The sequence below is a fragment of the Dickeya ananatis genome (genome assembly GCF_019464615.1).
GTDB lineage: Bacteria > Pseudomonadota > Gammaproteobacteria > Enterobacterales > Enterobacteriaceae > Dickeya > Dickeya oryzae.
This window is the reverse complement of the sequence record NZ_CP040816.1, coordinates 946502-972334: the sequence shown is the minus strand read 5'-3', so window position 1 is coordinate 972334 and position 25833 is coordinate 946502. Positions and strand designations below refer to the sequence as shown.

Annotated in this window: 24 protein-coding genes; 8 read left to right on the top strand and 16 right to left on the bottom strand. The window is 53.7% G+C overall.

The window, feature by feature from the left end; all coding sequences use genetic code 11:
* Positions 1–87: 87 nt before the first annotated feature.
* The 5 genes from FGI04_RS04250 to FGI04_RS04230 are packed head-to-tail and all read right to left on the bottom strand — an operon-like array spanning position 88 to position 5377.
* Complete coding sequence (locus FGI04_RS04250) at positions 88–1602, bottom strand: ABC transporter substrate-binding protein (protein ID WP_407273777.1); 1515 nt, start codon at positions 1600–1602, stop codon at positions 88–90.
* On the bottom strand, positions 1583–2620 hold the full coding sequence (locus FGI04_RS04245; protein WP_342700312.1) for an ABC transporter ATP-binding protein: 1038 nt from the start codon (positions 2618–2620) through the stop codon (positions 1583–1585). Before FGI04_RS04245 ends, FGI04_RS04250 begins: the two co-directional genes overlap by 20 nt.
* On the bottom strand, positions 2617–3600 hold the full coding sequence (locus FGI04_RS04240; protein ID WP_342700311.1) for an ABC transporter ATP-binding protein: 984 nt from the start codon (positions 3598–3600) through the stop codon (positions 2617–2619). The genes FGI04_RS04245 and FGI04_RS04240 overlap by 4 nt, the downstream gene beginning before the upstream one ends.
* The gene (locus tag FGI04_RS04235; protein ID WP_342700310.1) at positions 3597–4442 is read right to left on the bottom strand and encodes an ABC transporter permease; all 846 of its coding nucleotides are present in this window, start codon (positions 4440–4442) and stop codon (positions 3597–3599) included. Before FGI04_RS04235 ends, FGI04_RS04240 begins: the two co-directional genes overlap by 4 nt.
* Positions 4439–5377 (bottom strand): ABC transporter permease, encoded by a 939-nt coding sequence (locus FGI04_RS04230; protein ID WP_407336323.1) that lies wholly within the window; start codon positions 5375–5377, stop codon positions 4439–4441. The genes FGI04_RS04235 and FGI04_RS04230 overlap by 4 nt, the downstream gene beginning before the upstream one ends.
* Positions 5378–5645: 268 nt before the next feature.
* Here FGI04_RS04230 and FGI04_RS04225 point away from each other — a divergent pair, with 268 nt between their 5' ends.
* Positions 5646–6398 carry a helix-turn-helix transcriptional regulator gene (locus FGI04_RS04225; protein WP_342700309.1) on the top strand — a complete coding sequence of 251 codons (753 nt, stop codon included), beginning with the start codon at positions 5646–5648 and terminating at the stop codon, positions 6396–6398.
* 84 nt (positions 6399–6482) lie between these two features.
* Entirely contained in the window at positions 6483–7376 is an 894-nt protein-coding gene (locus tag FGI04_RS04220; RefSeq protein WP_407336321.1) for a proline iminopeptidase-family hydrolase, read from the top strand.
* A 329-nt stretch (positions 7377–7705) separates the two neighbouring features.
* On the opposite strand, the gene FGI04_RS04215 is transcribed toward FGI04_RS04220, so the two are convergent.
* The 3 genes from FGI04_RS04215 to FGI04_RS04205 are packed head-to-tail and all read right to left on the bottom strand — an operon-like array spanning position 7706 to position 8894.
* Positions 7706–8116 (bottom strand): DUF6691 family protein, encoded by a 411-nt coding sequence (locus tag FGI04_RS04215; RefSeq protein WP_407336319.1) that lies wholly within the window; start codon positions 8114–8116, stop codon positions 7706–7708.
* A 16-nt stretch (positions 8117–8132) separates the two neighbouring features.
* Positions 8133–8558 (bottom strand): YeeE/YedE family protein, encoded by a 426-nt coding sequence (locus FGI04_RS04210; RefSeq protein ID WP_407336317.1) that lies wholly within the window; start codon positions 8556–8558, stop codon positions 8133–8135.
* 6 nt (positions 8559–8564) lie between these two features.
* Positions 8565–8894 (bottom strand): ArsR/SmtB family transcription factor, encoded by a 330-nt coding sequence (locus FGI04_RS04205; protein WP_016943401.1) that lies wholly within the window; start codon positions 8892–8894, stop codon positions 8565–8567.
* Positions 8895–9123: 229 nt separating this feature from the next.
* On the opposite strand from FGI04_RS04205, the gene FGI04_RS04200 reads away from it, so the two are divergent.
* From FGI04_RS04200 to FGI04_RS04190, 3 genes are all read left to right on the top strand, one after another.
* Complete coding sequence (locus tag FGI04_RS04200; RefSeq protein ID WP_038905122.1) at positions 9124–10263, top strand: ribosomal protein uL16 3-hydroxylase; 1140 nt, start codon at positions 9124–9126, stop codon at positions 10261–10263.
* A 315-nt stretch (positions 10264–10578) separates the two neighbouring features.
* Positions 10579–11055 carry a WbuC family cupin fold metalloprotein gene (locus FGI04_RS04195; protein ID WP_342700304.1) on the top strand — a complete coding sequence of 159 codons (477 nt, stop codon included), beginning with the start codon at positions 10579–10581 and terminating at the stop codon, positions 11053–11055.
* 465 nt (positions 11056–11520) lie between these two features.
* Positions 11521–11709: a YjfB family protein gene (locus FGI04_RS04190; protein ID WP_019844956.1), complete on the top strand. Its 189-nt coding sequence runs from the start codon at positions 11521–11523 to the stop codon at positions 11707–11709.
* A 167-nt stretch (positions 11710–11876) separates the two neighbouring features.
* Here FGI04_RS04190 and FGI04_RS04185 read toward each other — a convergent pair whose 3' ends face one another.
* Entirely contained in the window at positions 11877–12950 is a 1074-nt protein-coding gene (locus tag FGI04_RS04185) for a LacI family DNA-binding transcriptional regulator (RefSeq protein ID WP_210174124.1), read from the bottom strand.
* Positions 12951–13217: 267 nt separating this feature from the next.
* Between FGI04_RS04185 and FGI04_RS04180 the strand changes: the two genes are divergently transcribed.
* The gene (locus FGI04_RS04180; RefSeq protein WP_407321620.1) at positions 13218–14489 is read left to right on the top strand and encodes a maltoporin; all 1272 of its coding nucleotides are present in this window, start codon (positions 13218–13220) and stop codon (positions 14487–14489) included.
* 154 nt (positions 14490–14643) lie between these two features.
* On the opposite strand, the gene FGI04_RS04175 is transcribed toward FGI04_RS04180, so the two are convergent.
* The 6 genes from FGI04_RS04175 to FGI04_RS04150 form a co-directional block, all read right to left on the bottom strand.
* On the bottom strand, positions 14644–14958 hold the full coding sequence (locus FGI04_RS04175) for a PTS sugar transporter subunit IIB (RefSeq protein ID WP_012885573.1): 315 nt from the start codon (positions 14956–14958) through the stop codon (positions 14644–14646).
* A gap of 117 nt (positions 14959–15075) precedes the next feature.
* The gene (locus FGI04_RS04170) at positions 15076–17133 is read right to left on the bottom strand and encodes a beta-galactosidase (RefSeq protein WP_407321621.1); all 2058 of its coding nucleotides are present in this window, start codon (positions 17131–17133) and stop codon (positions 15076–15078) included.
* A 133-nt stretch (positions 17134–17266) separates the two neighbouring features.
* Positions 17267–18466: a glycoside hydrolase family 53 protein gene (locus FGI04_RS04165; RefSeq protein ID WP_407321622.1), complete on the bottom strand. Its 1200-nt coding sequence runs from the start codon at positions 18464–18466 to the stop codon at positions 17267–17269.
* Positions 18467–18471: 5 nt separating this feature from the next.
* On the bottom strand, positions 18472–19362 hold the full coding sequence (locus tag FGI04_RS04160) for a sugar ABC transporter permease (RefSeq protein ID WP_342700298.1): 891 nt from the start codon (positions 19360–19362) through the stop codon (positions 18472–18474).
* Between the two features lie 16 nt (positions 19363–19378).
* Positions 19379–20686: a carbohydrate ABC transporter permease gene (locus tag FGI04_RS04155; RefSeq protein ID WP_038905132.1), complete on the bottom strand. Its 1308-nt coding sequence runs from the start codon at positions 20684–20686 to the stop codon at positions 19379–19381.
* A 70-nt stretch (positions 20687–20756) separates the two neighbouring features.
* Complete coding sequence (locus FGI04_RS04150; protein ID WP_016943389.1) at positions 20757–21989, bottom strand: extracellular solute-binding protein; 1233 nt, start codon at positions 21987–21989, stop codon at positions 20757–20759.
* A 361-nt stretch (positions 21990–22350) separates the two neighbouring features.
* Here FGI04_RS04150 and FGI04_RS04145 point away from each other — a divergent pair, with 361 nt between their 5' ends.
* Complete coding sequence (locus FGI04_RS04145) at positions 22351–23463, top strand: ABC transporter ATP-binding protein (RefSeq protein ID WP_407336315.1); 1113 nt, start codon at positions 22351–22353, stop codon at positions 23461–23463.
* Between the two features lie 291 nt (positions 23464–23754).
* Here FGI04_RS04145 and FGI04_RS04140 read toward each other — a convergent pair whose 3' ends face one another.
* On the bottom strand, positions 23755–24117 hold the full coding sequence (locus FGI04_RS04140) for a hypothetical protein (protein ID WP_342700295.1): 363 nt from the start codon (positions 24115–24117) through the stop codon (positions 23755–23757).
* Between the two features lie 639 nt (positions 24118–24756).
* Here FGI04_RS04140 and pelI point away from each other — a divergent pair.
* On the top strand, positions 24757–25791 hold the full coding sequence (gene pelI, locus FGI04_RS04135; protein WP_342700294.1) for a pectate lyase PelI: 1035 nt from the start codon (positions 24757–24759) through the stop codon (positions 25789–25791).
* The last annotated feature ends 42 nt before the right edge of the window (positions 25792–25833 follow it).

The following is a 25833-nucleotide window of genomic DNA, read 5'->3' as shown; positions in this document are numbered from 1 at the left end:
TCGCCTTGTTTGGGTATGCCTGTGTAGCGATGGCTCCAAGCCGCATGAATAGTTATATAGCGGCCTGGAGCAATCTTGAAGTATATATTATTTCTTCACCGTATCTTCGAGGAAGAAACGGCCAAGCGGGTTCTGGTAGAAACCGTCGATGTTTTTCCGAGTTACATTACGATAAGAGCTATAATAGAGATCGATCCAGTTCACATCGGCTTTCGCCATTTTTTGCAATTCAATATACATTTGCTCACGTTTTTTCGGATCCATTTCCACCCGCGCAGCCGCCACGAGTGATTTCACTTTGTCATTATTATAACGCGTCATGTAATTCATGTTCGAATCGTGGCCCAGCACAAAGGTGGTTTTCTGATCCGGGTCGAGAATATCATTGGTCCAGTACATCACCGAAATATCATAGTCGCCCGCTATCAGCATATTCCAGCTTTGGCTCGGATCAACTTTTTGCAGGTTCACTTTCACACCCGCTTTCGCCAGTTGCTGTTGCAGCAGAATGGCAATCTGCTCATCCACTTCATCACCGGCATTCACCAGATAATTCAGTGTGAGGTTAGACGCCCCTGCGGCTTTCAGCATCTGCTTTGCTTTCTCTGGATCGTAGGCGCGGCGCAGGTTATCGCTGTAGTGATACAGCGCACCAGCCGGGATATAGGAGTTCGCCACCTGGCCGTAGCCAAAGGTCACGGTCTTCACAATCGCCTCTTTATCGATGGCGAAGTCCAGCGCCTGCCGCACTTCCACTTTACCTAACACACCGTGCGAGTGGTTGATCAACAGATGATCTTCACGGGTTGATGGATCCAGTTCCACCTTCAGGTTGTTGTCTTTTTGCAGTGAGGCAATACGCGAAAACGGCACCATTAGCGCGGCATCCAACTCACCGGCCTGCACTTTCAGCATACGGGTGTTGTCATCAGGAATGGTCAGCCAGTCCACTTCGTCGAGGCTGACGTTCTTCGCCTGCCAGAAGTTCGGGTTCTTCACCAGCACGATTTTCTCGCCGCGCACCCACTCTTTCACGCTAAACGCGCCAGAGCCGACCGGTTTTTCGGCAAACGTCTCCGCCCCTTCGTCCTTCAGCGCTTTTTCCGAAATAACCGACGCATTCGGCAATGCCAGTTGTGACAGGAATGGTGCAGACGGCGATTTCAGCGTGACGACCAGCGTGCGTGCATCCGGCGCTTCGGCTTTATCGATAATGCTGTACGAATCGCGCCACAATGAACCGGCATCGTCACGAATACGCAGCAGGCTGAACGCGGCATCGCTGGCGCTCACCGGTGTACCGTCGGAAAATTTGGTGTCGCGAATTTTAAAGGTATAGACCTTGCCGTCCGGCGAAATGGTCCAGCTTTCCGCCACGCCCGGCTCCAGCCTGGTGCCGGTTTTATCCACCCGCACCAGCGGATCAAAGACGTTGGAAAACACCCAGTTGTCGGCGTTTTGCGCCGATTTGATAGGGTCGAACGTGGTGCTGTCTTCGCGACGACCAATAGTTAATACGCCTGCCGCCTGCGCCATTTCGCTGACCACACTGAGCGCCAGAAAAACGCTGGCTGCCAACAACTTAACATGCCTGTGCTTCATCAAAAGATCTCCTGGTTAAAGGAAAAACAGTCTCATCGCCTGTGTGGGTCAACACACAGGAATATGCGTGATCGGCAATCTGCCGGGTTGGAGGTAACGCGCCCGTGCGACACTGCACTTGCGCATAGGGGCAGCGCGGATGGAAAGCGCAACCTTGTGGAATGGATAACGGGCTGGGCGGTTCACCGCCAAGCGGTTCTGCGGGCAGCAGTTTATCGGGGTCAATTTCCGGGATAGCCGCTACCAGCGCGGCGGTATAAGGGTGGCGCGGCTGCATGAACACCGCTTCGCAGGGGCCTTCTTCGACAATGCGCCCGAGGTACATCACCGCCACGCGATCGCACAGGCGGCGTACAATCGCCAGATCGTGCGCGATAAACAAAATCGCCAGCCCCATCTTTTCGCGCAGCTCCATGAGCAGGTTAACGATCTGCCCCTGAATGGAAACGTCCAGTGCCGCCACGCACTCATCTGCTACAATCAACCGGGGTTCGATCGCCAGCGCGCGCGCAATCCCGGCACGCTGGCACTGCCCGCCGCTCAGCTGGCCAGGCCGAACCTTCGCTTGCTCCGGGCGCAGCCCGACTAACGTCAGCAGTTCAACCACCCGAGCATTCACACCGCTGCGCGGCACTTTTCGATGCACACGCAACACTTCCGCGATACTGTCGCCGATGGTCTGGCGAGGGTTAAGCGAGGCGAAAGGATCCTGAAAAATCATCGCCGTTTGCAGGCGCAACCGCGCCACGTCGCTCTTCAGCCCATGAGTAATACGGTATCCATCGAAGCGCACCTCGCCCGCCGTCACCCGCTCAAGCTGCAATAACGCCCGCCCCAGCGTGCTTTTGCCGCTGCCGGATTCGCCCACCAAACCGAGGGTTTCCCCGGCATGAATTTTCAGTGTGACCTCATTAACGGCGTGCACCATCCGCCTGGCGCCCATCAAGCCGCCGGAAACCGGAAAGGTCACGCTGACATTATCCGCCTCTAACAGGGGCCAGTTTGCTGATGTCGTCATGCGCCCTCCCGCAGGCTAATTGGTTGTAATGCGTGATGGCAGGCCGCCGCATGCGTCAGCGTGTCGCGCCCCTGCCGCAGCGCAGGCTGCTGCTGACAAGCCGCGCTGGCGTACTGGCAGCGGGGATGAAAGCGGCAACCGGCCGGGAAATTATCCGCCACTGGAGGCTGGCCGCTGATGGTCACCAGTCGCCCCTGCCCGCCTTCGTTGGCTGGCTGGCAATCAATTAATCCACGAGTGTAGGGATGCAGCGGCTGCGCCAGCACATCGCGCTTGCCGCCCACTTCGCACAGCCGCCCGCCGTACATGACGGCGATGCGATCGCAGGTTTGCGCCACCACACCGAGATCGTGGGTGATCATGATCACCGCCAGCCCCAGTTGCTGGCGCAAGTCGCTGAGCAGACGCAGGATCTGCATCTGCACAGTGACATCCAGCGCCGTGGTTGGCTCGTCGGCAATCAGCAGCGACGGCTCAGGTGCCAGTGCCACGGCGATCATTGCGCGCTGGCGCATGCCGCCGGAAAATTCATGCGGATAGTTATGAATGCGGTTTTGCGGATCGGGGATACCGACCTGACGCAGCAGTTCTTTGGCATCTTCCCGCGCTTGTGCGCGGCTGGTGCCGAAATGACGGCGGCGGCTTTCAGCAATCTGCTCACCGATAGTCATCACCGGGTTGAGGTGGCTGGCCGGGTTCTGGAAAATCATCCCCATTTCACGTCCGCGCACCGCCGACATTTGCGCTTCGCTTAACGACAACAGGTCGCGGCCGCCCAGCCGCACTTCGCCGCCGGTAATGGCCAGCCCCTGGCCGGGCAGCAGACGCATCAATGCCCGACAGGTCACGGTTTTCCCGGAGCCGCTCTCGCCGACCAGGCCGAGCATCTCGCCGGCATTCAGCGTAAATGAGACTTTATCGACCAGCGCGATATCCGGCTCGCGGGTAATAGTCAGTTCTGAGACTGTCAGCAGTGTCATACGCGCGCTCCCAGTTTATCGCCAAGGCCATCGGCCAGCAGGCTGAAGCCCATCGCCAACAACACAATCGCCAGCCCCGGAAAGGTGGTTATCCACCACGCGGTGGTGATAAAGCTCTGCCCCTCCGCCACCATCACGCCCCACTCCGCCGTGGGCGGCTGCACGCCCAGCCCAAGGTAGCTGACCGCCGCACCGTTCAGCAGCACCAGCACACAGTCGGACATGGAGAACACCAGCGCGCCGGTGATAGCGTTCGGCAACAGATGGCGGAACAGAATGCGTGCGTGGCGGTAACCAAGGCTGCGTGCCGCGACAATAAAATCCCGCTGTTTTAGCGTCAGCACTTGCGCCCGCACCAGCCGGGCGTAAGAGACCCAGCCGACCATCGCCATCGCAATATAGAAACTGCCCAGCCCCGGACCGAGGATGGCGATGATCGCCAGCATCAGTACCAGAAAAGGAAACGCCAGCACGATGTCAATCAGCCGCATAATGGCCGCATCCACCACGCCGCCGAGATAACCGGACAGCGCACCGAGCGTGGTGCCGAGCAGAAACGGGAAGATAACCCCCAGCAGGCAGATTTGCAGATCCACCCGCGCGCCCCACAGCACGCGCGAGAAGATATCGCGGCCAAAGTTATCGGTACCGAACAGGTGCGCGCCGCCGGGGGAAAGCAGACTCGATGTGGCATCCTGCGTAATGGGATCAAACGGTGCCAGCCATGGAGCAAACAGGGCGATAAACAACCACAGACCGACAATCACTATCCCGGCGCGCAACGCGTGCTGGCGTGGGATCGCCCGGCGGCGTAACCCGGAAATCACGCTGAGCGCACTCATAACTTCACCCTCGGATCCAGTGCCACGGTCAGTACATCGGCCAGCAAATTGACCACCACCGTTGCCAGCGCAAACACCATCACCACGCCCTGCACCACCATGTAGTCGCGGCTAAAAATCGCTTTCACCAGCAACTGTCCCAGCCCCGGAATAGCGAACACGCTCTCAATCACTACCGTGCTACCAATCAGCCAGCCAATATTCACCGCCAGCAGGTTTAACGTCGGCACCAATGAGTTGGGCAACACGTGACGCCAGAAGATACGGTTTTCACGCTGCCCCCGCGCCCTCGCCGCCACCACATAATCACTGCTCATTTCCATCAGCAGGCTGGCGCGCAGGTTACGAATCAGGACTGCTGATAATGCCAGTGCTACCGTCAGGCACGGCAGCACCATATGGTGCAGCTGGTTGGCAAAATCACTGCCGTAACCGGAGACCGGGAACCAACCGAGCACCACGCTAAAAATGATGATCATCATGATGCCGAGCCAGAACGCCGGAAACCCTAACCCGGCTGTGGTGAACAGACGGATCAGTTGATCCGCCACCCGCCCTCGCTGCCGTGCCGCCAGCGAGGCCAGAGGAATAGTAAGGATCACCGCCAGCAGCACGCTGCCAAACACTAGCCACAATGTCGGTTCAAGACGTGAGTTAATCAGCTTCAGGGTATCAACGCGGTAGACAATCGATTTGCCCAGTTCCCCCTGTAATAAATTGCGCAGAAAGTAGCCGTACTGCACCCATAATGGTTCATCGAGACCAAACTGCGCACGGATACGCGCCAGTGCTTCTGGCGTACTGTGTACGCCGAGCAGAATGCGCGCCGGATCGCCGGGGATTGCCCGTACCATCGCGAAGGTAATGATGCTGATCCCAAACAGTACGGGCAGCAGTTGCAAGGGTCGAAATAACAGAAAACGGTAACGATGCATCAGCGAACTCCCATGGTGCATACGGTGGTGAAGGGTTAAAAAATCGCTCCGCCACAGTGCAGCCCTGTGTCATCAATTTGCGCCTGGTCAGCCTTATCAGGCGTTTTCTTTACGCTAACGACATCATTCAGGGCTGGGTAGTTAGCAAAAATACTAGTTTTACCTTTCCCGCAGGACGGCACCGGAATTGCATGCCTTGGCGAAGCCACGGGGAAATTGCACAAACCGTACCCGTGGCATGGCACCGTTTATCTTGGGGGAGTTCATTATGCGTATTGATATCGAAAGCCCTGGTGCAACCAACACCGCCAGGCTTGAAGAGGCTTTTGCCGGGCTGTTTGCCCGGACGCAGGCGTTGGGTTTTGATGCGGTGATTTACGACTACACGCCGGTGCCGCGTTCGCTGGAAGGCGCGCTGATTACGCCATCGCTGCTGGAGATGCGCAATGTGCCGGATGATATGCGCTGGCTGTGGTGTGAGCGTGGCTACTATCAGGTCGATCCGGTTCAGCATTTTGCACTGGGGAGTTGCGCGCCGTTTGTCTGGTCCTATCAACGCCCGGATCGCAGCGCATTGCAGGGGCGACTGGATGAGAATGCGCAAGAAGTGACACACTACATGCGCGATAACAATATGCCCTGCGGCGCTACTGTGCCGCTACATCTGCCCAATGGTGGTTTTGTCACGCTAACCGGCATTGTGACCAACCAGCGGGAAGAGCGGGATATCAGCGAAACGCTGGCGCAGTTGACCTTTCTGGCGCACCGCTTTCAGGAGTCGGCGTTCCCGCTGTTTGACGCCTCAATGCTTACCTGCCGCCATGTCAAACTGAGCAACCGCGAGCGCGAATGTCTGGCGTGGTCCGCCGAAGGACTGACGGCGAAAGAGATTGCCCGCAAGCTGCACCGCTCGGTCGCGACTGTCACGCTGCATCTGAATACGGCGGCGAAAAAGCTCGGCGCGACCAACCGCGTGCAGGCTGTTGTCCGGGCGTTGCATTACCGTTTGCTGGACAGTTAATAACTAGCATTTTTGCTAGTGTTCAGCGCAAGCAGTGACGTTCTAACCTGAAAGCCACTTCACTTAACAGGGTAAACGTCACTCATGTACACCATTCGAGAAGGCTATGTCCCTTTCCGGGGGTATCAGACCTGGTTTCGCATCTGCGGCGATCTGCACAACGGTCAGACACCGTTGGTGGTCGCGCACGGTGGTCCCGGCTGCACTCACGATTATGTTGATGCGTTCAAAGATATCGCCGAAACCGGGCGCGCCGTGATCCACTACGATCAATTAGGTAACGGACGTTCCACCCATCTGCCAGAGAAAAGCCCCGATTTCTGGCAGCCCTCGCTGTTTCTCGACGAACTGAATCATCTGCTGCAGGCGCTGGAGATTGCCAACAACTACGCGCTGCTGGGGCAATCCTGGGGCGGAATGCTGGCAGCAGAACATGCGGTCACCCAGCCGCAAGGGTTGAAAGCGATGATTATCGCCAACTCACCGGCCTCAATGGCGCTGTGGCTGGAAGGCGCGGCGAAACTGCGCGCGCAGCTTCCGCCGGATGTGCAGCAGACACTGCTGGCGCACGAAGCGGCAGGCACGCTGGACAGCGCTGAATACAAAGCAGCCAGCCAGGTATTTTACCAGCGCCATGTCTGTCGGCTCTCACCCTGGCCGTCGGAAGTGCAGCACACCTTTGACGCCATAGACGCCGATCCGACGGTATATCACGCGATGAACGGCCCGACGGAATTCCACGTTATCGGCAACATGAAAGAATGGACGATTATTGACCGTTTGCCACAAGTACGCGTACCCACATTGCTGATTTCTGGTCGCTATGATGAAGCCACGCCCGAGGTGGTGCAGCCGTTTATGGACAAGATTACCGGTGCACAATGGGTCATTTTCGAATCCTCCAGCCATATGCCCCATGTCGAAGAACGGGCATTGTGCATGCAGACCGTCAGTGATTTTTTGACGCAGTGTTGTTAATGGTTGCGAACACCAGGTGGGTGGTACCAAGTGGGTAGTACCAGATAGATACCCCAAATAATTCGAGTTGCAGGACAACACACTCGCGTGTTGAACAAGGCGATGCGTTGGCCCTGCAGGGCAAAGCCCGTTAGAGCCTTGTAACGCGGCAAGTGCGTGACAAATTCGTTGGGAACGAATCTGACCAGCCAACGGCTGGCCTCTGGTGAGAGACAGGATGTCTCTCATTTCATCCCGATGAGCTTACTCAGGTAAGTGATTCGGGTATCTGTACGTGGGGGACATCGCGGCTCACCAGAGCACGAGATCTTTTATAAAATAGCACCTCATCAAAAACGCTTAATCAGCCCGGCGAATCCCATGCCGCCCAACATCGCCAGGGTAAATAACATTCCTTTGGTATAACCTGCGCCCACCAGCACCAACGCCGGTCCGGGGCAAATACCGGCAATCCCCCACCCGGCTCCGAATAACAGCGCACCGGTGATGAGCGAACCATCTATTGTTTTACTTTTCGGTAAGGCCATGTCCATGCCGAGAAGTGCCGTCTTGCGTCGTTTTGCCAGCGAAAAACCAACAATACCGACGGCGATAGCCCCCACCATCACAAACAGTAGTGAGGGATCCCACGCGGCGGATACATTCAAAAAACCCAACACCTTTTCCGGGTTAGCCATTCCGCTCATCAGTAACCCAAATCCAAAGATCAGGCCGGAGAAAAAAGACACCAGAAGAGTCATCGTCTTATCCTTACCACTAAAAATAGCCGATTAATGTGGCCGTCGCGAAACCCACCACCATAAAAACCAGGGTGGCGACCAGCGAACGCACAGAAAAACGGGACAACCCGCAGACACCGTGCCCACTGGTGCATCCCGAACCCAGTCGTGTTCCCACCCCCACCAGAAAACCGGCCAACAGTAATCCCGGCGTAGAAGTACTGAGCGTAACGTCTGGGTGGTGGAAGAACGCGGTATACAAAAGCGGTGAGAGAATGAGACCAGCAAGAAACGCCAGCCGCCATTTCTCGATTATTTTTCCTTTTCCGGGCAACACGCCGACCAGAATCCCACTGATACCGGCGATTCTGCCACAAAAAAGAACCAGTACACTGGCCGCGATACCAATCAGCAACCCGCCGCTTAAACTGGGCAATGGCGTGAATTGTTCAAGATTGATCATGATGTTTTACTCATCCTCTGCCTGTGGGCAGTACAGGGTATATAGCGTGTTGAGCAGTGACAGTACCCGTTCATCTTCGATGCGGTAAAAAATCTGTTTGCCTTCCCGCCGTGTCGTCACCAGATTCAGACGCCGCATCACGCCTAACTGTTGCGACAGCGTAGGCTGGTGTATGCCCAATCGCTCTTCTAACTGAGCCACACAGGCTTCCCCGCGGGTAAGCTGGCACATCAACAGTAAGCGGTCATCGTTAGCAAGCCCACGCAGCACATCCGCCGCCGCTTGGGCTGCCTTTCTCATGTCGTCGGGTAACGTCTGATCGCCGGTTTGTAGCATAGCTGACACCCCATCAATATACAATTATATATAATATATTTTCATTCATTATTCTTTCAACCGCGATGACCGCCTGTCATGACGTTGTACGCCGTGATAGCGGTCACGCCCTCGCCAACACATTCACAATGATAACCGCCCAAACGCACGACCTTGACCCATGACAAGGCGACCGGGCATCCAGCGTCTTTATAATCAAGCCCGTTTGTCTTCTCACTGGTGTGAATGTATGGCTTATCAGCTTAACCTTAACTGGCCCGAATTTTTAGAAAAATACTGGCAGAAACAACCTGTTGTCTTAAAAAATGCCTTCCCGAATTTCATCGATCCGATTACGCCGGATGAGCTGGCAGGTCTGGCGATGGAGCCGGAAGTCGATAGCCGCATCGTCAGCCATGTGAATAACCAATGGCAGGCATGGAATGGCCCATTCGAGCAGTTTGATCACTTAGGGGAAACCGGCTGGTCATTGTTGGCGCAGGCGGTTAACCATTGGCATGCGCCGTCTGCCGAACTGGTGCGCCCGTTTCGCGTACTGCCGGACTGGCGTTTAGACGACTTGATGATCTCCTTTTCCGTACCGGGTGGTGGCGTTGGGCCGCATATCGACCAGTACGATGTGTTTATTATTCAGGGGATGGGCCGCCGCCGCTGGCGGGTCGGTGATAAATTACCGATGCGTCAGTTCTGCCCGCATCCGGCACTGCTGCACGTTGATCCGTTCACGCCAATTATTGAAGAAGAGCTTGAACCGGGCGACATCTTATATATTCCGCCGGGTTTCCCGCACGATGGCTTCACCTTCGAAACCACACTCAACTACTCGGTTGGTTTCCGTGGGCCGAACGGTAGAGATTTGATCAGCAGCTTTGCAGACTATGCGCTGGAACACGACCTCGGCAGCGAGCACTACAGCGACCCGGACTTAACCTGCCGGGAACACCCAGGCCGGGTGGAAGAGTATGAGCTTGATCGCCTGCGTAACATGATGATTGAGGTGATCAATCAGCCGGAAGCGTTTAAACAGTGGTTTGGTCGCTTTGCGAGCACGCCGCGCCACGAGTTGGATATCGCACCAGCGGAACCGCCCTACGAACCGGATGAAATTGCCGATGCCCTGCAGGCCGGTGAAGTACTGACCCGCTTAAACGGACTACGGGTACTGCATATCGGGAACCATTTTTTTATTAATAGTGAAGAACTGGATACCGTCGCACCGGATGCAGCCGATGCCTTGTGCCGTTACACCACTATCGGTAAAAAAGAACTGGGTGACGCGCTGCACAACCCGGCTTTCGTGGCGGAATTAACCGGACTGATCAATCAGGGTTACTGGTTTTTCGACGATGACATTGCAGACGACGACTAATATCTATTAGTCGCGACCAGATCTGGCACTTTTACGGCACAAAGCATGACTTAAGCTGACAGGCAGCTTTGTGCCAAGCGGACATTACTATCGATAATATGTAATTTTCACCGAAGAACAGAACATACCCCGTTGACACCATGCAATGAATGATCTGATACATAGGCGAAAAATTGATAAGCTATTTTCAGTAAAAGTAACAAATCCTGTTTCTGCTTTGGAAAGTTGAAACGCTAATGATTAAAAAGATATTGATAGCATAAAACCTCACGGCATCCGGGTTACTGTGAGCGACCTACATTCACAAAGGCTAATATGAAACAAATTACGTTCAGTGATCTACAAGAACAAAGCGCACAGGCTGAAAATTCCCCTCGCTTACGTGCTCATCGTAATCTCCACCCTGAATTGAGCGATCCTGTTCAGCGCCTGGCTATCGCTATGGAACCGGGTACCTATGTTCGCCCTCACCGCCACCCGCACACGTTTGAGCTGCTGACATCCCTCATCGGACGCTTTTTGGTATTGAATTTTGATGACGAAGGCAACGTGACCCACCGCGTTGTGCTAGGTGAAGACTGCAAGGTGCTGGAAATGGATGCTGGGACCTGGCATGCAGTTTTGTCGATGGATAAAGGAGGCGTTATTTTTGAGGTAAAACACGGGGGTTACCAGCCAGTAGCTGAGCAAGATATGGCCCCATGGGCACCCGCCGAAAACGAGCCGGGAACGGCTGAGTTGATGAAATGGTATGCACTGGCGCAAGTGGGTGATGGTGGTTTTACCCTGTAATTTTTGCTTTGAGCGGAATGCTTCTACATGACTTTTCCAAAAAACACCACTGTGTGGCCGAAAATGCAGAGGCACTGGTGATCTTCAGACGCTGATTCTCATTTTTATTTATCTGAATCGACACGGCATCGGTAGTCATCTTTTTAGCGCCAACTTCCGCTTCTCGCTCAAAACCGGCTGTCAGATTTGATTGTGCACTACCAGAAAATACTGTCAGGTCAAGTTTGAGCTAATACGACTAATGTGACGAAAAGAGCGGCAGTCATGTCCAGAACCTGCTAGCCTAAAGTTTGAGCAAAAAAGACCGATACCGTAAAGACGCTGGTGTGATATTGCACCAGCGCATCGGTATGCGAATGGATACCGTATTGATGGACGTCACGTCGGTACGCAGAGCGGTTCATTTACACAGAGCAGTTCATTGCTGTACCGGCCCTCTTCCAGCACAACCATAGGATAACCACAATGGATGTATCACAGATTGCATCGCTTTCCACTGGTCTGAATAACATGCAGCTTAGCAGCGAGATCGGTACTGCTGTTCTTAAAAAATCTCTGGATAATCAGAAAGACACCGTGACCAGCCTCGTCCAGTCCATCCCTCAATTACCTGCCAATCCGGCTATCGGGCGTAATATCAACACCACCGCCTAATCCCGGTTGTCTTATCAGGAACGCGGCAGTACGGGGTTCCCGTTAAGACTGATTTTGCAAACCCGGCGAGTCACTCTCGCCGGGTTTTTATTCTTGCCAGTTTTTGTTCCCACCGGCTCTTACTTCTTACTCTCAGCAGATTTTTACCGTTGTTTGCACAACGCCTTTTACTGACTCAAGCGATGCGCAATCAACCGTAATTCTTCGGCGATTTGCTGCAAATCGCGCTGCTCATCAATACGCGGGCCGGTAGAGTTACGGATAACCAACCTGGCAGGCAGAATGGAAGACGAACGTTGAACGTCGCTGTCACCAGCGCTCAGCAGGCGATTAACCGCTTCCTTGCCCTGCAGGTCGAGATCCAGCGAGACGGTGGTTAACGCCGGGTGGAAGAACGAACTTTCATAAGTCCCGTCATAACCAATCACTGATTTCTGGCCGGGAATAGTCAACTGGTTTTGATGAAACGCACTCAATACACCGAGCGCCATCTGGTCGTTGGCGACCAGAACCGCGCTGAATTGCGGCGTTTCACGCAGCATCTGCAATGCGCTGGCGTAACCGCTCTGTGCATCCCAGTTGCCATGCATCACCGTTGTCGGCGTCAGGCCGTATCCCTCCAGCGTTTCCAGCCAGTTTTTTAGCCGCAGCCTTGCGGAAACTGAGCCGGCTGGTCCCGCCAGTAACGCAAAATCACGGTGCCCCAGTTCATACAGATACTTCACGCTGGCGCGCGTGCCATCCGCCGGGTTAAATGACACGTTGAACACCGAACTGTAGGGGTCCACATCCAAAAACAGGCACAAAACGTCGTCGTTGTCCGCGGCGATACGCTGCGCTTCTTCCGTTTCCAGCGGCACGTTGATGATAACCTTATCAACCCGCTGTGACTTGAGTTCATTAATAGAATCCTGAATGCCATGATTGACGTTCTCATCAATCATCGAGATCAGTACCTGATAGCCTTCGATATTTGCGTATCTTTTCACCGCCGCGGCGACTTGTGACGGTGCGTGCAGCGCCAGCGATGTCGTCACCAGCCCCACCGTCATGCTTTGCTTACCCACCAGTTGCTGAGCCAGTCGGTTAGGTACATAACGCAGCAACTCGATAGACTGCTCCACCTTGCGGCGCGTGGACTCGGAGACATTCGCAGATTTATTTAGCACCCGCGATACCGTCTGATAAGAAACACCCGCATGGCGGGCAACATCCTCTAACGTAGCGCTTTTCGACTTCATGGTCGGGTTTCCCGTCGTGGTTTTAGCGGGATTGTAACAGCTGCCTCAACCAAAAAACCATGCCCGAAATGCCATTCTGGCTAAATCACATAAAAGTATTACGCTCACACAACAAAAACCCGTGACGGACCTCACCAATCACTACAAAACAAAATGATTTATTTGCATTAAATCACAATAAACCAACGAAATCGTTGCTCAGTTTTACGCTTAAGCATTTTATCTACCCATAAATGTGAACGTAATACATTACAACAAGAGGCCATCATGAACACCAAACTCCTTACTGTCTCTACCGCACTCACCGCCATGTTGATCTCGCCTGCCTTGCTGGCAGCAGAGGCCACCAGCGTCCCCATCGATTTTCACGGCTACCTGCGTGGCGGTGTGGGAGTATCCAATGATGGCGGCATGGCACAATGGCAGAAAAACAAAGTTGGTCGCCTGGGTAACGAAAACGATACTTACGGCGAAGTGGAACTGGGCTCAGAGGTGTACAAGAAAAACGATGTCAGTTTCTACGTCGACAGCATGGTCAGTATGGTGTCAGATGGCTCTAACGATAACGAAACCACCGTCGGCAATGATGCTCAGTTCGGCCTGCGTCAGTTGAATTTGCAAATTAAGGGGCTGGTCCCCGGCGATCCTAACGCGATGATCTGGGGCGGGAAACGCTACTATCAGCGTCACGATCTCCACATTATCGATACCAAGTACTGGAATATTTCCGGCTCGGGTGCCGGGATCGAAAACTATACGCTGGGCCCAGGTGCGCTGTCCGTTGCCTGGATACGTGGCGACGCCAACGACGTGGATGACCGCATCAACGGCAACAGTAACGTCAACATCAATTATGCCGATGTGCGCTATGCCGGGCTGAAACCCTGGAAAGGTGCCTGGACCGAATTCGGTATCGACTATGCCATGCCCAATGCCACCAAAAAACAGAAAGACTACGGCGGATTGTACGATGCAGACAACGGCGTCATGCTGACCGGTGAAATCAGTCAGGACATGCTGGGCGGCTATAACAAGGTGGTGTTGCAGTATGCCAATAAAGGACTGGCGCAAAACATGGTGTCACAGGGCGGCGGTTGGTATGACATGTGGAACCAGGTTAACAGCGCTACCGGTTATCGCGCGATCAACACAGGACTTATCCCACTCACCGAGCGGCTGTCATTCAACCATGTATTGACCTGGGGCTCGGCTAACCACATCAATGAAGCCACAGATACCACCCGGCTGCTGTCGTTGGTAGGGCGTTTGCAATACCAGTTTACCGATTATGTGCGCGGCATTGGTGAAGTGGGTGCGTTTACCCAGAAAGACAACTTCAAGAACGGCACTTCATTTAAACAAAGCGGTGAGAAATATACGTTGGCACTGGCGCTGGCGGTAGGCCCGGCATTTATGTCACGACCGGAATTACGGCTTTATACCTCTTATCTCAACGACAGTCAGGATGGCAAGCCGTTCAAAGACGGTACTGCGAGTAACACCTGGAACGTTGGCGTACAGGTGGAGGCCTGGTGGTAACCGGCCCTAGGAATATTCCCTTCTCCGGTAATTTTTTCATCATTGTTATCTGAATGTTTAACGCTATGTTTTGAGGATAACCAGCCGGGTTATCCTCTTTTTTATTTACCCGCATATTGCGTATTTATTATCTAACTCAATTTATAGCGTGCGGTTATTCCTGCCGGGAAAAATGTTCCTCCAGTAATTTACGCAATGTATCCGACTGTTTGCCAAATATGGCATGAACCTGCTGGCCCAGAATAATCACGCCCAGCGCGCCTTCTTGCTGTAATCCCTGTGAATCAACCACACTCAGATTTTTTACCGTCACCCGCAGCCGGGTAATACAAGCATCGACCTGTTCGATATTCTCCCGCCCACCAAATAACTGCAGCAGACGCTGAATTTGCTGTTTATCGTCGTCGCTTAATTCCGCCGTCGGCTTCGGGTGTGAAAAATAACGCATAACAGAATGCAGACTGACCATGAGCATACTCCTCTGAGGGTATCGTTCGGTACACGGCGACGCCCATCGGCACGGTGGGTTTCGCCCCAAAAGAAAGCGCCCATGCCAACACGGCAATGGGCGCAGGTTTGATAGCGGTTACACCAGACGGCGGCGGATCACCCGGCAATCCCAGGCGGAAAGGACAACATCGCTCAGCGGCGCACCGGTCAGCATATCGCGGTACCCGGTGGGCAGTGGGAGCGTGTGCGGCAGCGCGCTGTAGTTTTCAATGAAGATAAACTCGTCGTCACCGTTGGTGCGGCGGTGTGCCGTTACCGCTTCGGGGAATGGAATGTCCAGTGCCCGGGGCAGATTCAGCTCACGAATGATAGCGGCAAAGAAATCGCGCTGAAACGACAGGTCGTTACGCGACGTGACGTACCAGGCTTTCCCGTTGCCGACGCGATTCACCGTTACCGCGGGTCGCCCGGCATAGAAATCGTCACAGTAGCTGGCGAGCGCCGTCGCCCCCTCAAGGTGAATCAACTCGCACAGATGGCGTGCCTGATATGGCCCTGTCAACCCGATATCATTGTCCGACAGCCCCAGCACCCGGTTATATTCGCCGTCAGCCAGGCAATCAATCTCTTCTGACCAGATTCCCAACAGCGGGCGCAGCGGGCCGGGAAAGCCGCCCAGATAACACAGATCGCTGTCGTTAACGATACCACTCCAGTAGGTCACCACCACCTGGCCGCCTTGCCGGACAAACTGCTCGAGACGCTCGGCAAATCCCGGCCGCACCATGTAGAGCATCGGCGCAATCAGTAACCGATAGCCGCTGAAATCACCGTCAGCGTTGATAACGTCTACCGCGATCCCCTGCTCCCAGAATGGACGATAATGCTCCGCTACCGTTTTTTCATATTCCAGACCCAGGTTACGCGGCCCCTGCGCATCATCCATCGCCCAGCGGCTTTCCCAGTCAAACAGAATCGCCACCTGTGCATACACCCGGCTGCCTGCCACATCGGCGAGTTGCGATAAGATCAGCCCCAGTTGGGCGACTTCACGACCGACGCGGGTATCAACATGGCCGACATGATCCACCACCGCGCCGTGGAATTTCTCCACCGAACCGCGGCTCTTACGCCACTGAAAATACTGCACCGCGTCCGCACCGTGCGCCACCGCCTGCAATGAAGAGAGAATGTGCATCCCCGGTTTCTTGAGCTTGCTGAGCGGCTGCCAGTTGGTCACGCTGGGGGTCGATTCCATCAACACAAACGGTTTACCCTGCTTGAGCGAGCGCATCAGATCATGGAACAGGGCGATATAACAGGCGAGCGTGGCCTCGTCCTTATCCCGATGCCACATCGGGTAACTGTCCCAGGAAATAACATCCAGTACCTGCGACAACTGCCAGTAATCGTAGTCGTAGAAATACTCCATGAAGTTGGTGGTGACCGGAATAGCCGGGTTGACTCGCTTCAACGGGGCAATTTCCTGTGCGCAGAAGTCTTTCGCCTGTGCGGTATTAAAGCGCCGCCAGTCAAGGTTCAACCCATGAATGGACACCTCGCCTTGCGGTGCGGGTGATTCAATCTGTGACCAGTCGCTGTAGGTGTGGCTCCAGAAATCACTCCACCAGGCATGATTGAGGTTCTCCAGCGTCTGGTAACGTGCCTGCAACCAGTGACGAAAGGCCTGCTGACAGCGAGGGCAATGGCACTCACCGCTGTATTCGTTAGAAATATGCCAGCCGATGACCGCCGGGTGGTGCCCGTAGCGTTCTGCCAACAACGTATTGATTTTTTGGACCTTATCCCGATACACCGGCGATGACAGGCAATGATTGTGGCGGCCACCGTGCAACGCCGGTACCCGGTCACGCCCGACACGCAACACGTCCGGGTAGCGCTGCGACATCCAGGCCGGACGCGCGCCGCTGGGTGTCGCCAGAAACACGGAAATGCCCTGCTGATATAATTTATCAATCACCTCATCCAGCCAGTCGAACCGATATACCCCTTCCTGCGGTTCCAGTTTGGACCAGCTAAAAATCCCCACCGACATGACATTACATTTCACCTGTTTCATCATGGCGATATCGTCATCAATCATGCCGGGGTAATTCTCCCATTGCTCCGGATTATAATCAGCGCCATGTAATAACCCTTCGACCTTCGGATTCAAAGGCGGAAATCGTTTCATAAAACAATCCTTAATACTGAATAGGCAAACAGCATCGTTGCACTATTTTGATATGCAGGCGGGCGGTAACGCATTACTCTCCGACATGCCTCGAAGACCACCAACACACCTGCACGTGAAATATGACGGGTATTTATTTAAAGACTTTTATCGAAGGCAACACCTCCCCCTGGCAATTAAATAACGCCTGATTTTCACGGGCGTTGCCCAATTTCCAGTGGTCATTGATATAAGTCATACCGGCTTCGGTGGCCCAGGTATTTCCCGGCGGGGTTATCCAGGCAGGTTCCCAATAGAACACCCCTTTGCCGCGTTTTTTCGGCACATCAATCACGCTTTGCATCAGGTCACGAACGAAATCAGCCTGCCCTTGCACCGTAGCCGGATAGCCACCCGCCGCTGCTTCTTTTTCGCCAAAGCTGTTTTCGGCGTTGTCACAGTTCGCCAGGGTATAGCCGTAGGCGGCCTCTACCACGATAACGTCCTTGTTGTAGCGCTGGCTGATATCGTCCATGTTGGCTTTCAGAGCGCTGATGGGGCCGTTCCAGTAGGCGTACATCGACAGACCAATCACATCGAACGGCACACCGCGCTTGGTGATTTCATCAAACCACCAGCGGAAGGTATCGTTCTTGGTGCCTTCTGCCAGATGCAGCATGATCTTCACCTGCCCTGGCGAACTGAGGTTTTCGCGCAAACCGGCAATCGCAGCATTCAGCAGGCCAGCCAATCGATCGAATTCGCCGCCGCCCTGCCCCCAGCTTTTGCCTTCCGGCCACAAGATGCCGCCGTTGGCTTCGTTACCGATCTGCACCATATCCGGCAACACCCCTTCCCGCTTAAAACGTGCGATGGTGTCACGGGTATAGTCATGAACAGCGGTTTTCAGTTGATCGTAGGACAGGTTAGCCCAGGCTTTCGGCTTGAATTGCTTGCCGGGGTCAGTCCAGAAATCGCTGTAGTGAAAATCCAGCAGCAGCTTCATCCCTGCGGCTTTGGCGCGTTTAGCCAGCGCCAGGGTAGTTGCCAGATCGTTATCACCACCGCCGTAGGGGTGCCCGGCGCTGTCTTTTGGGTCTACCCACAACCGCAACCGAATATAATTAACGCCGTTCTTTTTCAGCAGCGCGACCGGGTCGACACGCGTGTGGTTTTCGTCATAAAACACAGCCCCCTGACGTTCCACTTCCAGCAGGGTGGAAATATCAGCCCCTTTGATAAAATCGGCCGGGGTATTGCGCAGCGGTTTAATAACGACAGACTCCGCCGCCATGAGCGGCATCGCGCCCAGCGACAGGGAAACAGCCAGTAAAGCGGGTATCATTTTTTTCATCGTGATTATCCTTTGGTACTGCCTGAAGTGAGACCGGAGACAAAATATTTTTGCAGCATCAGGTAAAGCAGCGCGACCGGCACGGCAATCAACACCGCACCGGCCGCGTAGGTGGTGTAGCTGGCCCCCATTTTCTGGGCCACCAGGTTGTACAAGCCGATAGGCAGGGTGTACTTATCCGGCGTGCGCAAAATGGTGCTGGACAGGATGAAATCGCCCAACGGGCCGGTGAAGGAAAACAGCGCCACCACGGCGATAATGGGCTTGGATAACGGAAGAATGATCTCAATGAAGATACGAAAATTGCCTGCACCGTCCATGCGCGCTGATTCGTCCAGTTCACGAGGAATGGCGTCCAGATAACCTTTCATTAAGTAGGTGTTCATCGGGATCATGCCAGCGACATAAATCAGCACCAGCGCCAGATGGCTATTGATCAACCCCAGCAGTTGCGACAACACAAAAATGGCAATCAGCGCCGAAAACTGCGGGATCATCTGCAACAGCAAAAATAACATCAGGCCATTCTGCCGCCCTTTGAAGCGGAAACGGGAAAAGGCATAAGCGGTGAAACTGACACTTAACAACGTCAGCACCATGGTCAGGAAGCTGATTTTCATCGAGTTCACGTACCAGGACAGATAATTGACCTGACCGTTAAACAGATCCGCATAGTGCTGGAAGGACGGATTATCCGGAATGATCGAGGTGCTCAACAGGCTGTTGCCCGCATTGAGCGATGCCCCGACCGTCCACACCAGCGGATAAATGATCACCACGGACACCGCAATAATCACCAGCCAGGATAGCGAAAGCCGAATCGCCCTCTCACGTTTGATGCTTTGATGATTAACACCCTGCCGATTAACGCGTTGATGCTGAATACGCTGAGTCATCGCCATCATTGCCCCCTTAGGCCATCTCATCGTTTTTAAACGACCGGGTCGCCCGGAATTGCCACAACGCCAGGCCAACGACAAAAATCGACAGCAGGATGGTGATGGTGGCGGCAATCGCATACTGGGACGACGACATCGTCAGTTTGTAAATCCAGGACACCAAAATATCGGTGCCCCCGGCATTGGAGCCGGCGACGGCAGGCCCGCCGTTGTTAAACAGATAGATAATGTTGAAATTGTTAAAGTTGAAGGTGTACTGGGTGATGATGATCGGCGCAATCGAGTACAGCACCAGCGGCAGGGTGATGGTGCGCAGTTGCGTCCAGCGGCTGGCACCGTCCATCGTGGCCGCCTCGTACAAATCCTCCGGAATGGCCTGTAGCACACCGGTGGTCATGGCGAACACAAACGGGAAGCCGAGCCAGGTCTGCATCATGATCAACGCTGTTTTGGTCCAAAACGGATCGGTCAGCCAGGCTTTGGGGCTCACCCCTAACGATGCCAGAATGGCATTGTTAATCACGCCAAACGAATCGTTGAACATCCCGGCAAACACCAGAATAGTGACGAACCCCGGCACCGCCCACGGCAGAATGAAAATCGTGCGAATCAGCGGTTTAAAACGCAGGTCTTTCTGGTTTACCAGGATTGCCAGCAATACCCCCACCGTGCACTGCAACGTGGTCGCCAGCAGCGTCCACACCACCGTCCATTGCAGCACATCCAGAAATGTCGAACGCCAGATGCTGAGGGTAAAAATACTGACGAAATTCTTCAGGCCGACCCACTCCACCAGTTTGGCGGGCGGGGTGTGGTACAGGTTGTAGTTGGTAAAGGCGATGGCGAAACCAAACAGAATCGGGAATATCACCACAAACACCAGCAGGATAAACCCCGGTGTAATCATCAGGTAAGGGAAGCCCTCGCTCAACAACAGGCGGTATTGCTGCCGCACACTATTCAGCGCCAGCCCCTCATCGCGCCGCTTGCCGTTACGCCAGGCGTCGTTGATAGACCAGGCATAAATCAGCACACCAAACGCGATGATAAGCAAGCTGATGATCCCTTCCGCCAGCAGGAAGATGGAGTTATCACGCGGGACTTCCTCGCCCAGCGTATACACGCCCCACAGACCGGTGCGCAGAAAATCATGAAATACCCCCAGGTAACTACCGAGCAGCACTAAAAAGATCATGCCCTTCGCCCACTGACGATGGTAAAACTGCCCGCCGCCGGGCAGCACGGCGCAGCCTGCCGCAACCCAGGCGTGGCGTCGGGTACGCTTTTCCCCACAAAGGGGTTCGCCAGAACTGATAATCACACGCGACTCCTTGTTATCGCGGGAGGCTGCCCTCCCGCACGATATGACCGATGCCAATGAATAACGGCGGTTACTGATTGCTGGCCTGCATCGCCTCAACCTGCATTTTGATTTGCTTCACCGCGTTATCGAGTGCCGCTTTCGGTTGTTGCTTGCCGGTCATGCTCAACTCCAGCGCCGCGTTAGCTGGCCCCCAGACTTCGCCCATTTCCGGAATACCCGGCATGGGCACCGCACGGGCGGCCTGAATGGCAACCGCGCTGGCTTTCTCGTCGTTCTTAATTAACGGGTCGTCGATCATGCTTTTTTGCGGCGGGATCTCACCGGTACGCTGGTAGCGGACCTTCACGTAACGCGGCTGGTTGATGAATTCGATAAAGCGTTGTGCCAGCGCGTTGTCCTTGCTCCAGGTCGATACCACATAGCCTTTCACGCCAAGGAATGAGCTCATTGGTTTGCCGTCCGGCAGCAGCGGTAGCGGTGCCACGCCGTAATGAATACCCGCCGCCTCATAGGGCTGGAACGCCCAGGGGCCGTTGATCACAGCGGCGGCTTTTTTCTCAGTGAACAGCGAATCAATGGCGTTTAACCCGTTATCACCGATAATCCCTGCGGGAAAGAGTTTATCCGCGTAAAATTTACGCAGCAGTGTGACGGCATCCACCGCCCCCGGTGTATTCAGCCCGATGTCCAACGGGTTGAGGCCACCTTTATCATTCTTGCCGAAGATATAGCCGCCCATCGGCCCAATAGCGCCCCAGCTGTAGTAAATCTGATCAAACTTCGCCAACAGCCCGAATGCCCCCTGCGCCTGCCGCTGGCGGGAAAAGTCATACCACTCCTGCAAGCTAGCCAGTGGTTTGCTCACCAGTTCCTTGTTGTAAATCAGCACCAGGGTTTCCACCGCTTTCGGCCAGCCATACACCTGATTGTTCATGCGAAATGCGGCAATCGACGCCGCGGTAAAGCTGTCCTGCACGGTTTGGTCGAGTTTGAGCGGCGCGATCAGCCCCTGCACCACCGCCCCGCCTACTTGATCATTGGGGATGACCAGCACGTCAGGGCCAATCCCCGCCGGGCCATCTAAGCGCAATTTCTCCAGTTGCTGGGCATACGGCATTTCCTGCAGGTTCACGCTGACGTTGAACTGTTTTTCGAAATCCCTGATGGCGTCTTTAATGCCATCCGACTTGCGGATGTCTTCCCAAACGGTCAGTGACGGCGCGGCATGCACCGAAAAAGCCGACAGATGGCCGACCACCGTGGTGGAGAGTAGCAGGGCGGTAAGTGTTTTGGTTTTCATTATCGACCTCATGTGAAGGTATAACATTTTAAATAAAAAATCATGGCACTTCGCATTGGCAAACCTGACATCACCCCATGATTAATGGGTTAAAACCGAAACGAATCATCTGATGATGATGTTATACGCTACGCTAAGCGTCCTGATATGACGACAGAAAAGTGGCTATTGTGTGATCACAATTGCAGAAATGAAACATGCCGATAGGGTGCGAAAAACAAGGCAGTTATAGTCTTTTCAACGTAAATGCGTGCTCAGGTTATCCGATATTAATTGTTACACGTAGTACATTTACTGACTGACGCGACGCTGGCGGCATCTTGCCGTCGCCGTATTGATAAACCCGTTTGAGGAAAAGCGGATGTCCAGCATATGCTTACAAAATGTCACCAAACGCTTTGGCAACACTGAAACGCTGCACAATATCAATCTGGATATCCAGGCGGGTGAGTTTGCGGTGTTTGTTGGTCCTTCTGGTTGCGGCAAATCCACGCTACTGAGGATGATCGCCGGTCTGGAAGAGATTAGCGATGGCAAGATTCTGATTGATGACGACGTGATGAATGACGTTGCACCGGCTCACCGCGGTGTGGCGATGGTGTTTCAGTCTTACGCGCTCTATCCGCACATGACGGTGGCGGAAAATATGGGCTATGGGCTGAAAGTCAACAAGGTGCCGAAGGCGGAGATTCGCTATCAGGTCGAGATGGTCGCCAAAACCCTACAGTTGTCTCATTTGCTGGACCGAAAACCGAAACAGCTGTCCGGCGGACAGCGCCAACGCGTGGCTATCGGCCGCGCCATCGTGCGTAACCCAAAAGTGTTTATGTTCGACGAGCCGCTCTCCAACCTCGATGCTGAACTGCGGGTGGATATGCGTTTGCACATCGCCAGGCTGCATCAGGAACTGAAAACCACGATGGTGTATGTGACCCACGATCAGGTGGAAGCGATGACACTGGCCGATAAAATCGTGGTGATGAATAGCGGCAAGGTGGAGCAAACCGGCTCGCCAATGGCGCTGTACTACAACCCGGTCAATCGCTTTGTCGCCGGTTTTATCGGCTCACCCAAGATGAACTTTCTGCCATCGACCGTCATCGACTGGCAACCGCATCAGTTAACTGTCGCGTTGACGGCAGAGAAAACGCTGACGCTGGCTATCGCCACCTCCCCGCTCGAAACTGGCGATGCGATTACACTGGGCATTCGCCCGGAGCATCTCGGTATTCAGCCGTCCTCGCACCCGGTGACGCTGGATTTCCAGTGCGAAGTGGTTGAACGACTGGGTAATAACACCTACCTGTTCGGGCAGTGCTACGGTCACGACGGTTTTAAAATTCTGCTGCCCGGCGACGTACAATTCCGTCCCTGGCAGGCGATCACTGTCGGCTTCGACGCCACTCACTGTCTGGTGTTTGGCGCCACTGGGCGGCGTATCAACGCCGACGTGCCCGTACCTGATGTGCATTGATATTGGGAGGGCATTCACGTTATAGCCTCCCACACCTTGTACAAAACGAGGCCGGAGATACACCTGTTAAGTCGCACAGTTATTTTATACAGAGCACTGACAGAGTGAAGCCCACGGATGGGCTGAGTAACAAAGCGGACTCCCTTGCAACCTGGTGTATGGTGTGAATACCGTTTGGGAAACCGATGCGCTCTACTCAGGAAAATAGGGAAATCATGCAGAATAAATAATCGTGGCATTCTTTCCCTATAACACCACTCATGGAGAAATACTACTTATGGAAATAACACCTTACTTTATTATCTTCCATCCATCATGTTTCTGAATAAAAAACAGCACAACGGTTTCTTTTTTGTTTCTACCTTGCGGTGGGGTGACATCGAGTTCAATGTTGCATTGATAAGTATTAATCTCAACTTTAATACAATCCAACTTTTTTAATGAATTGATTTTAATTAACATCTCGTCATTAAAAAGCGAACCTACTCGCTGTTTTATTTCCTGATTGGTTTGCATCACGCTCTCATCAACGGCCTGCCTGATTTCCTGCTCTGTTGGTTCAACGCCGCCACATCCCGACAGCAATGTGACCCCTCCCATTACAACACTCCATAGTATGGCAACTTGTGTTCCCCAAACGGTCTTCTTCATCATCACCACAGACATCCCTATTTTAATCCTCAGTATAAATCCCTATAAATAAAAAACGATGTGACATACATATGAATGCATTCACCATTTTTACGTTACAATGCTTTACTTTGTTAAGAAATAACAGAATAGTCATCCGAATAAAAATCAACCCATAATTACCTGACCAGACGGGTGTTTGATACCATCATCGGAGAGCGAGCCTGGTAATATCCGAGTCAATCATCACCTGATAACCTGCCTGCGGTGCCAACGGGAAACATCTCATTCATATCGCTATCACCGCTCAATAAACCACTCACTGTATTATTCGCCTGTTGCCATATAGCTGTCAGACCCACTCTTAAATACAGGGTAAAATCAATTCACCAACAATAAAAAATTGATGTCTGTCACAGTCGTTTTTATATTTTCCATTCGCACATCACAAATAATCATGATGAATTCCTATTTTCATAACGGAAAAATAAGACGGATCATCTTCACCCAAAATTAATTTTCAAAACGGCGGTTTATTTTTATCCCATTTTTTATTTTTTGTTCTATAGTAGTCTCGATACTTTCAGGAAGTACCCGCTTTTATTTATTTCTTTCTCTCAACTGAATGAGAGTCAATACCTGTGGGATTTACAAGGAGATTGTATGTTTAAGTATGTATTGCCTCTGTGTGCACTCGCGCTGGCGGCACCGTCGCTCGCGACCCAAACCACACTGATGTTATCCCAGAAAAGTGATGTCAATTATCTGGGCTGGTCTACCGATGCCAGTAAAGTTGTGCGTCAGGAAGTATATCGCGGCACAACCAGTAATCCTGACCTGCGTGAGCGCATCGCCGTGCTGGATGCAGAAACCCGTACCTTTAACGATGCAGACACCAATAGCGGCGTCAACTACTGGTACTGGGTGGATGTCGTCAGCGACAATCAAAACCAGACCGTTTCGAATGCCGTGACCACGGCACCGAGCACCGGCCCGCTGCGTGCAGCAAAAGCCAGCTCTGAGTGCAAACCGGGCGTCACATTCGAAAACCGCACCGTCGATTGCGGCGGCGTGACCATCGGTACGTCCTGCCCGAATGACAGCGATAAACAAAAGCCGCTGATCATCCTGAAAAACGCCACGGTGAAAAACCTGCGTATTTCGGCTTCCGGCGGTGCAGATGGTATTCACTGTGACAGCGGTAACTGCACCATCGAAAACGTCATCTGGGAGGACATCTGTGAAGATGCCGCAACCAATAACGGTAAAACCCTCACCATCGTTGGCGGGATAGCGCACAACGTCAAAGGTGGTTACGGCGGTAAACCGGACAAAGTGCTGCAGCACAACTCCAAAAACAGCACCACCGTGGTGAAGGGCAACTTTACCCTGACCGGTGAACACGGAAAGCTGTGGCGCTCTTGCGGTGATTGCTCCAACAACGGCGGCCCGCGTTTCCTGACCGTCACCAGCGCCACCGTGAACGGCACCATTGACAGTATTGCCGGTGTTAACCGTAACTACGGCGATGTGGCCACCATCAGTGGTCTGAAAATCAAGAATTATAAAGAAGGCAAACCGCCCGTCTGCGAAGAGTTCAAAGGCGTGGTGAAAGGCCAGGGCTCAACGGAAAAATACGGTGAGAAGTGGGATACCGCTAACTGCAAGGTGAGTCGTTCTGGCGTCAGCAAACTCTGACAGGGTCATGTGACCGATTGAAACACAACACGGGCTTCCATA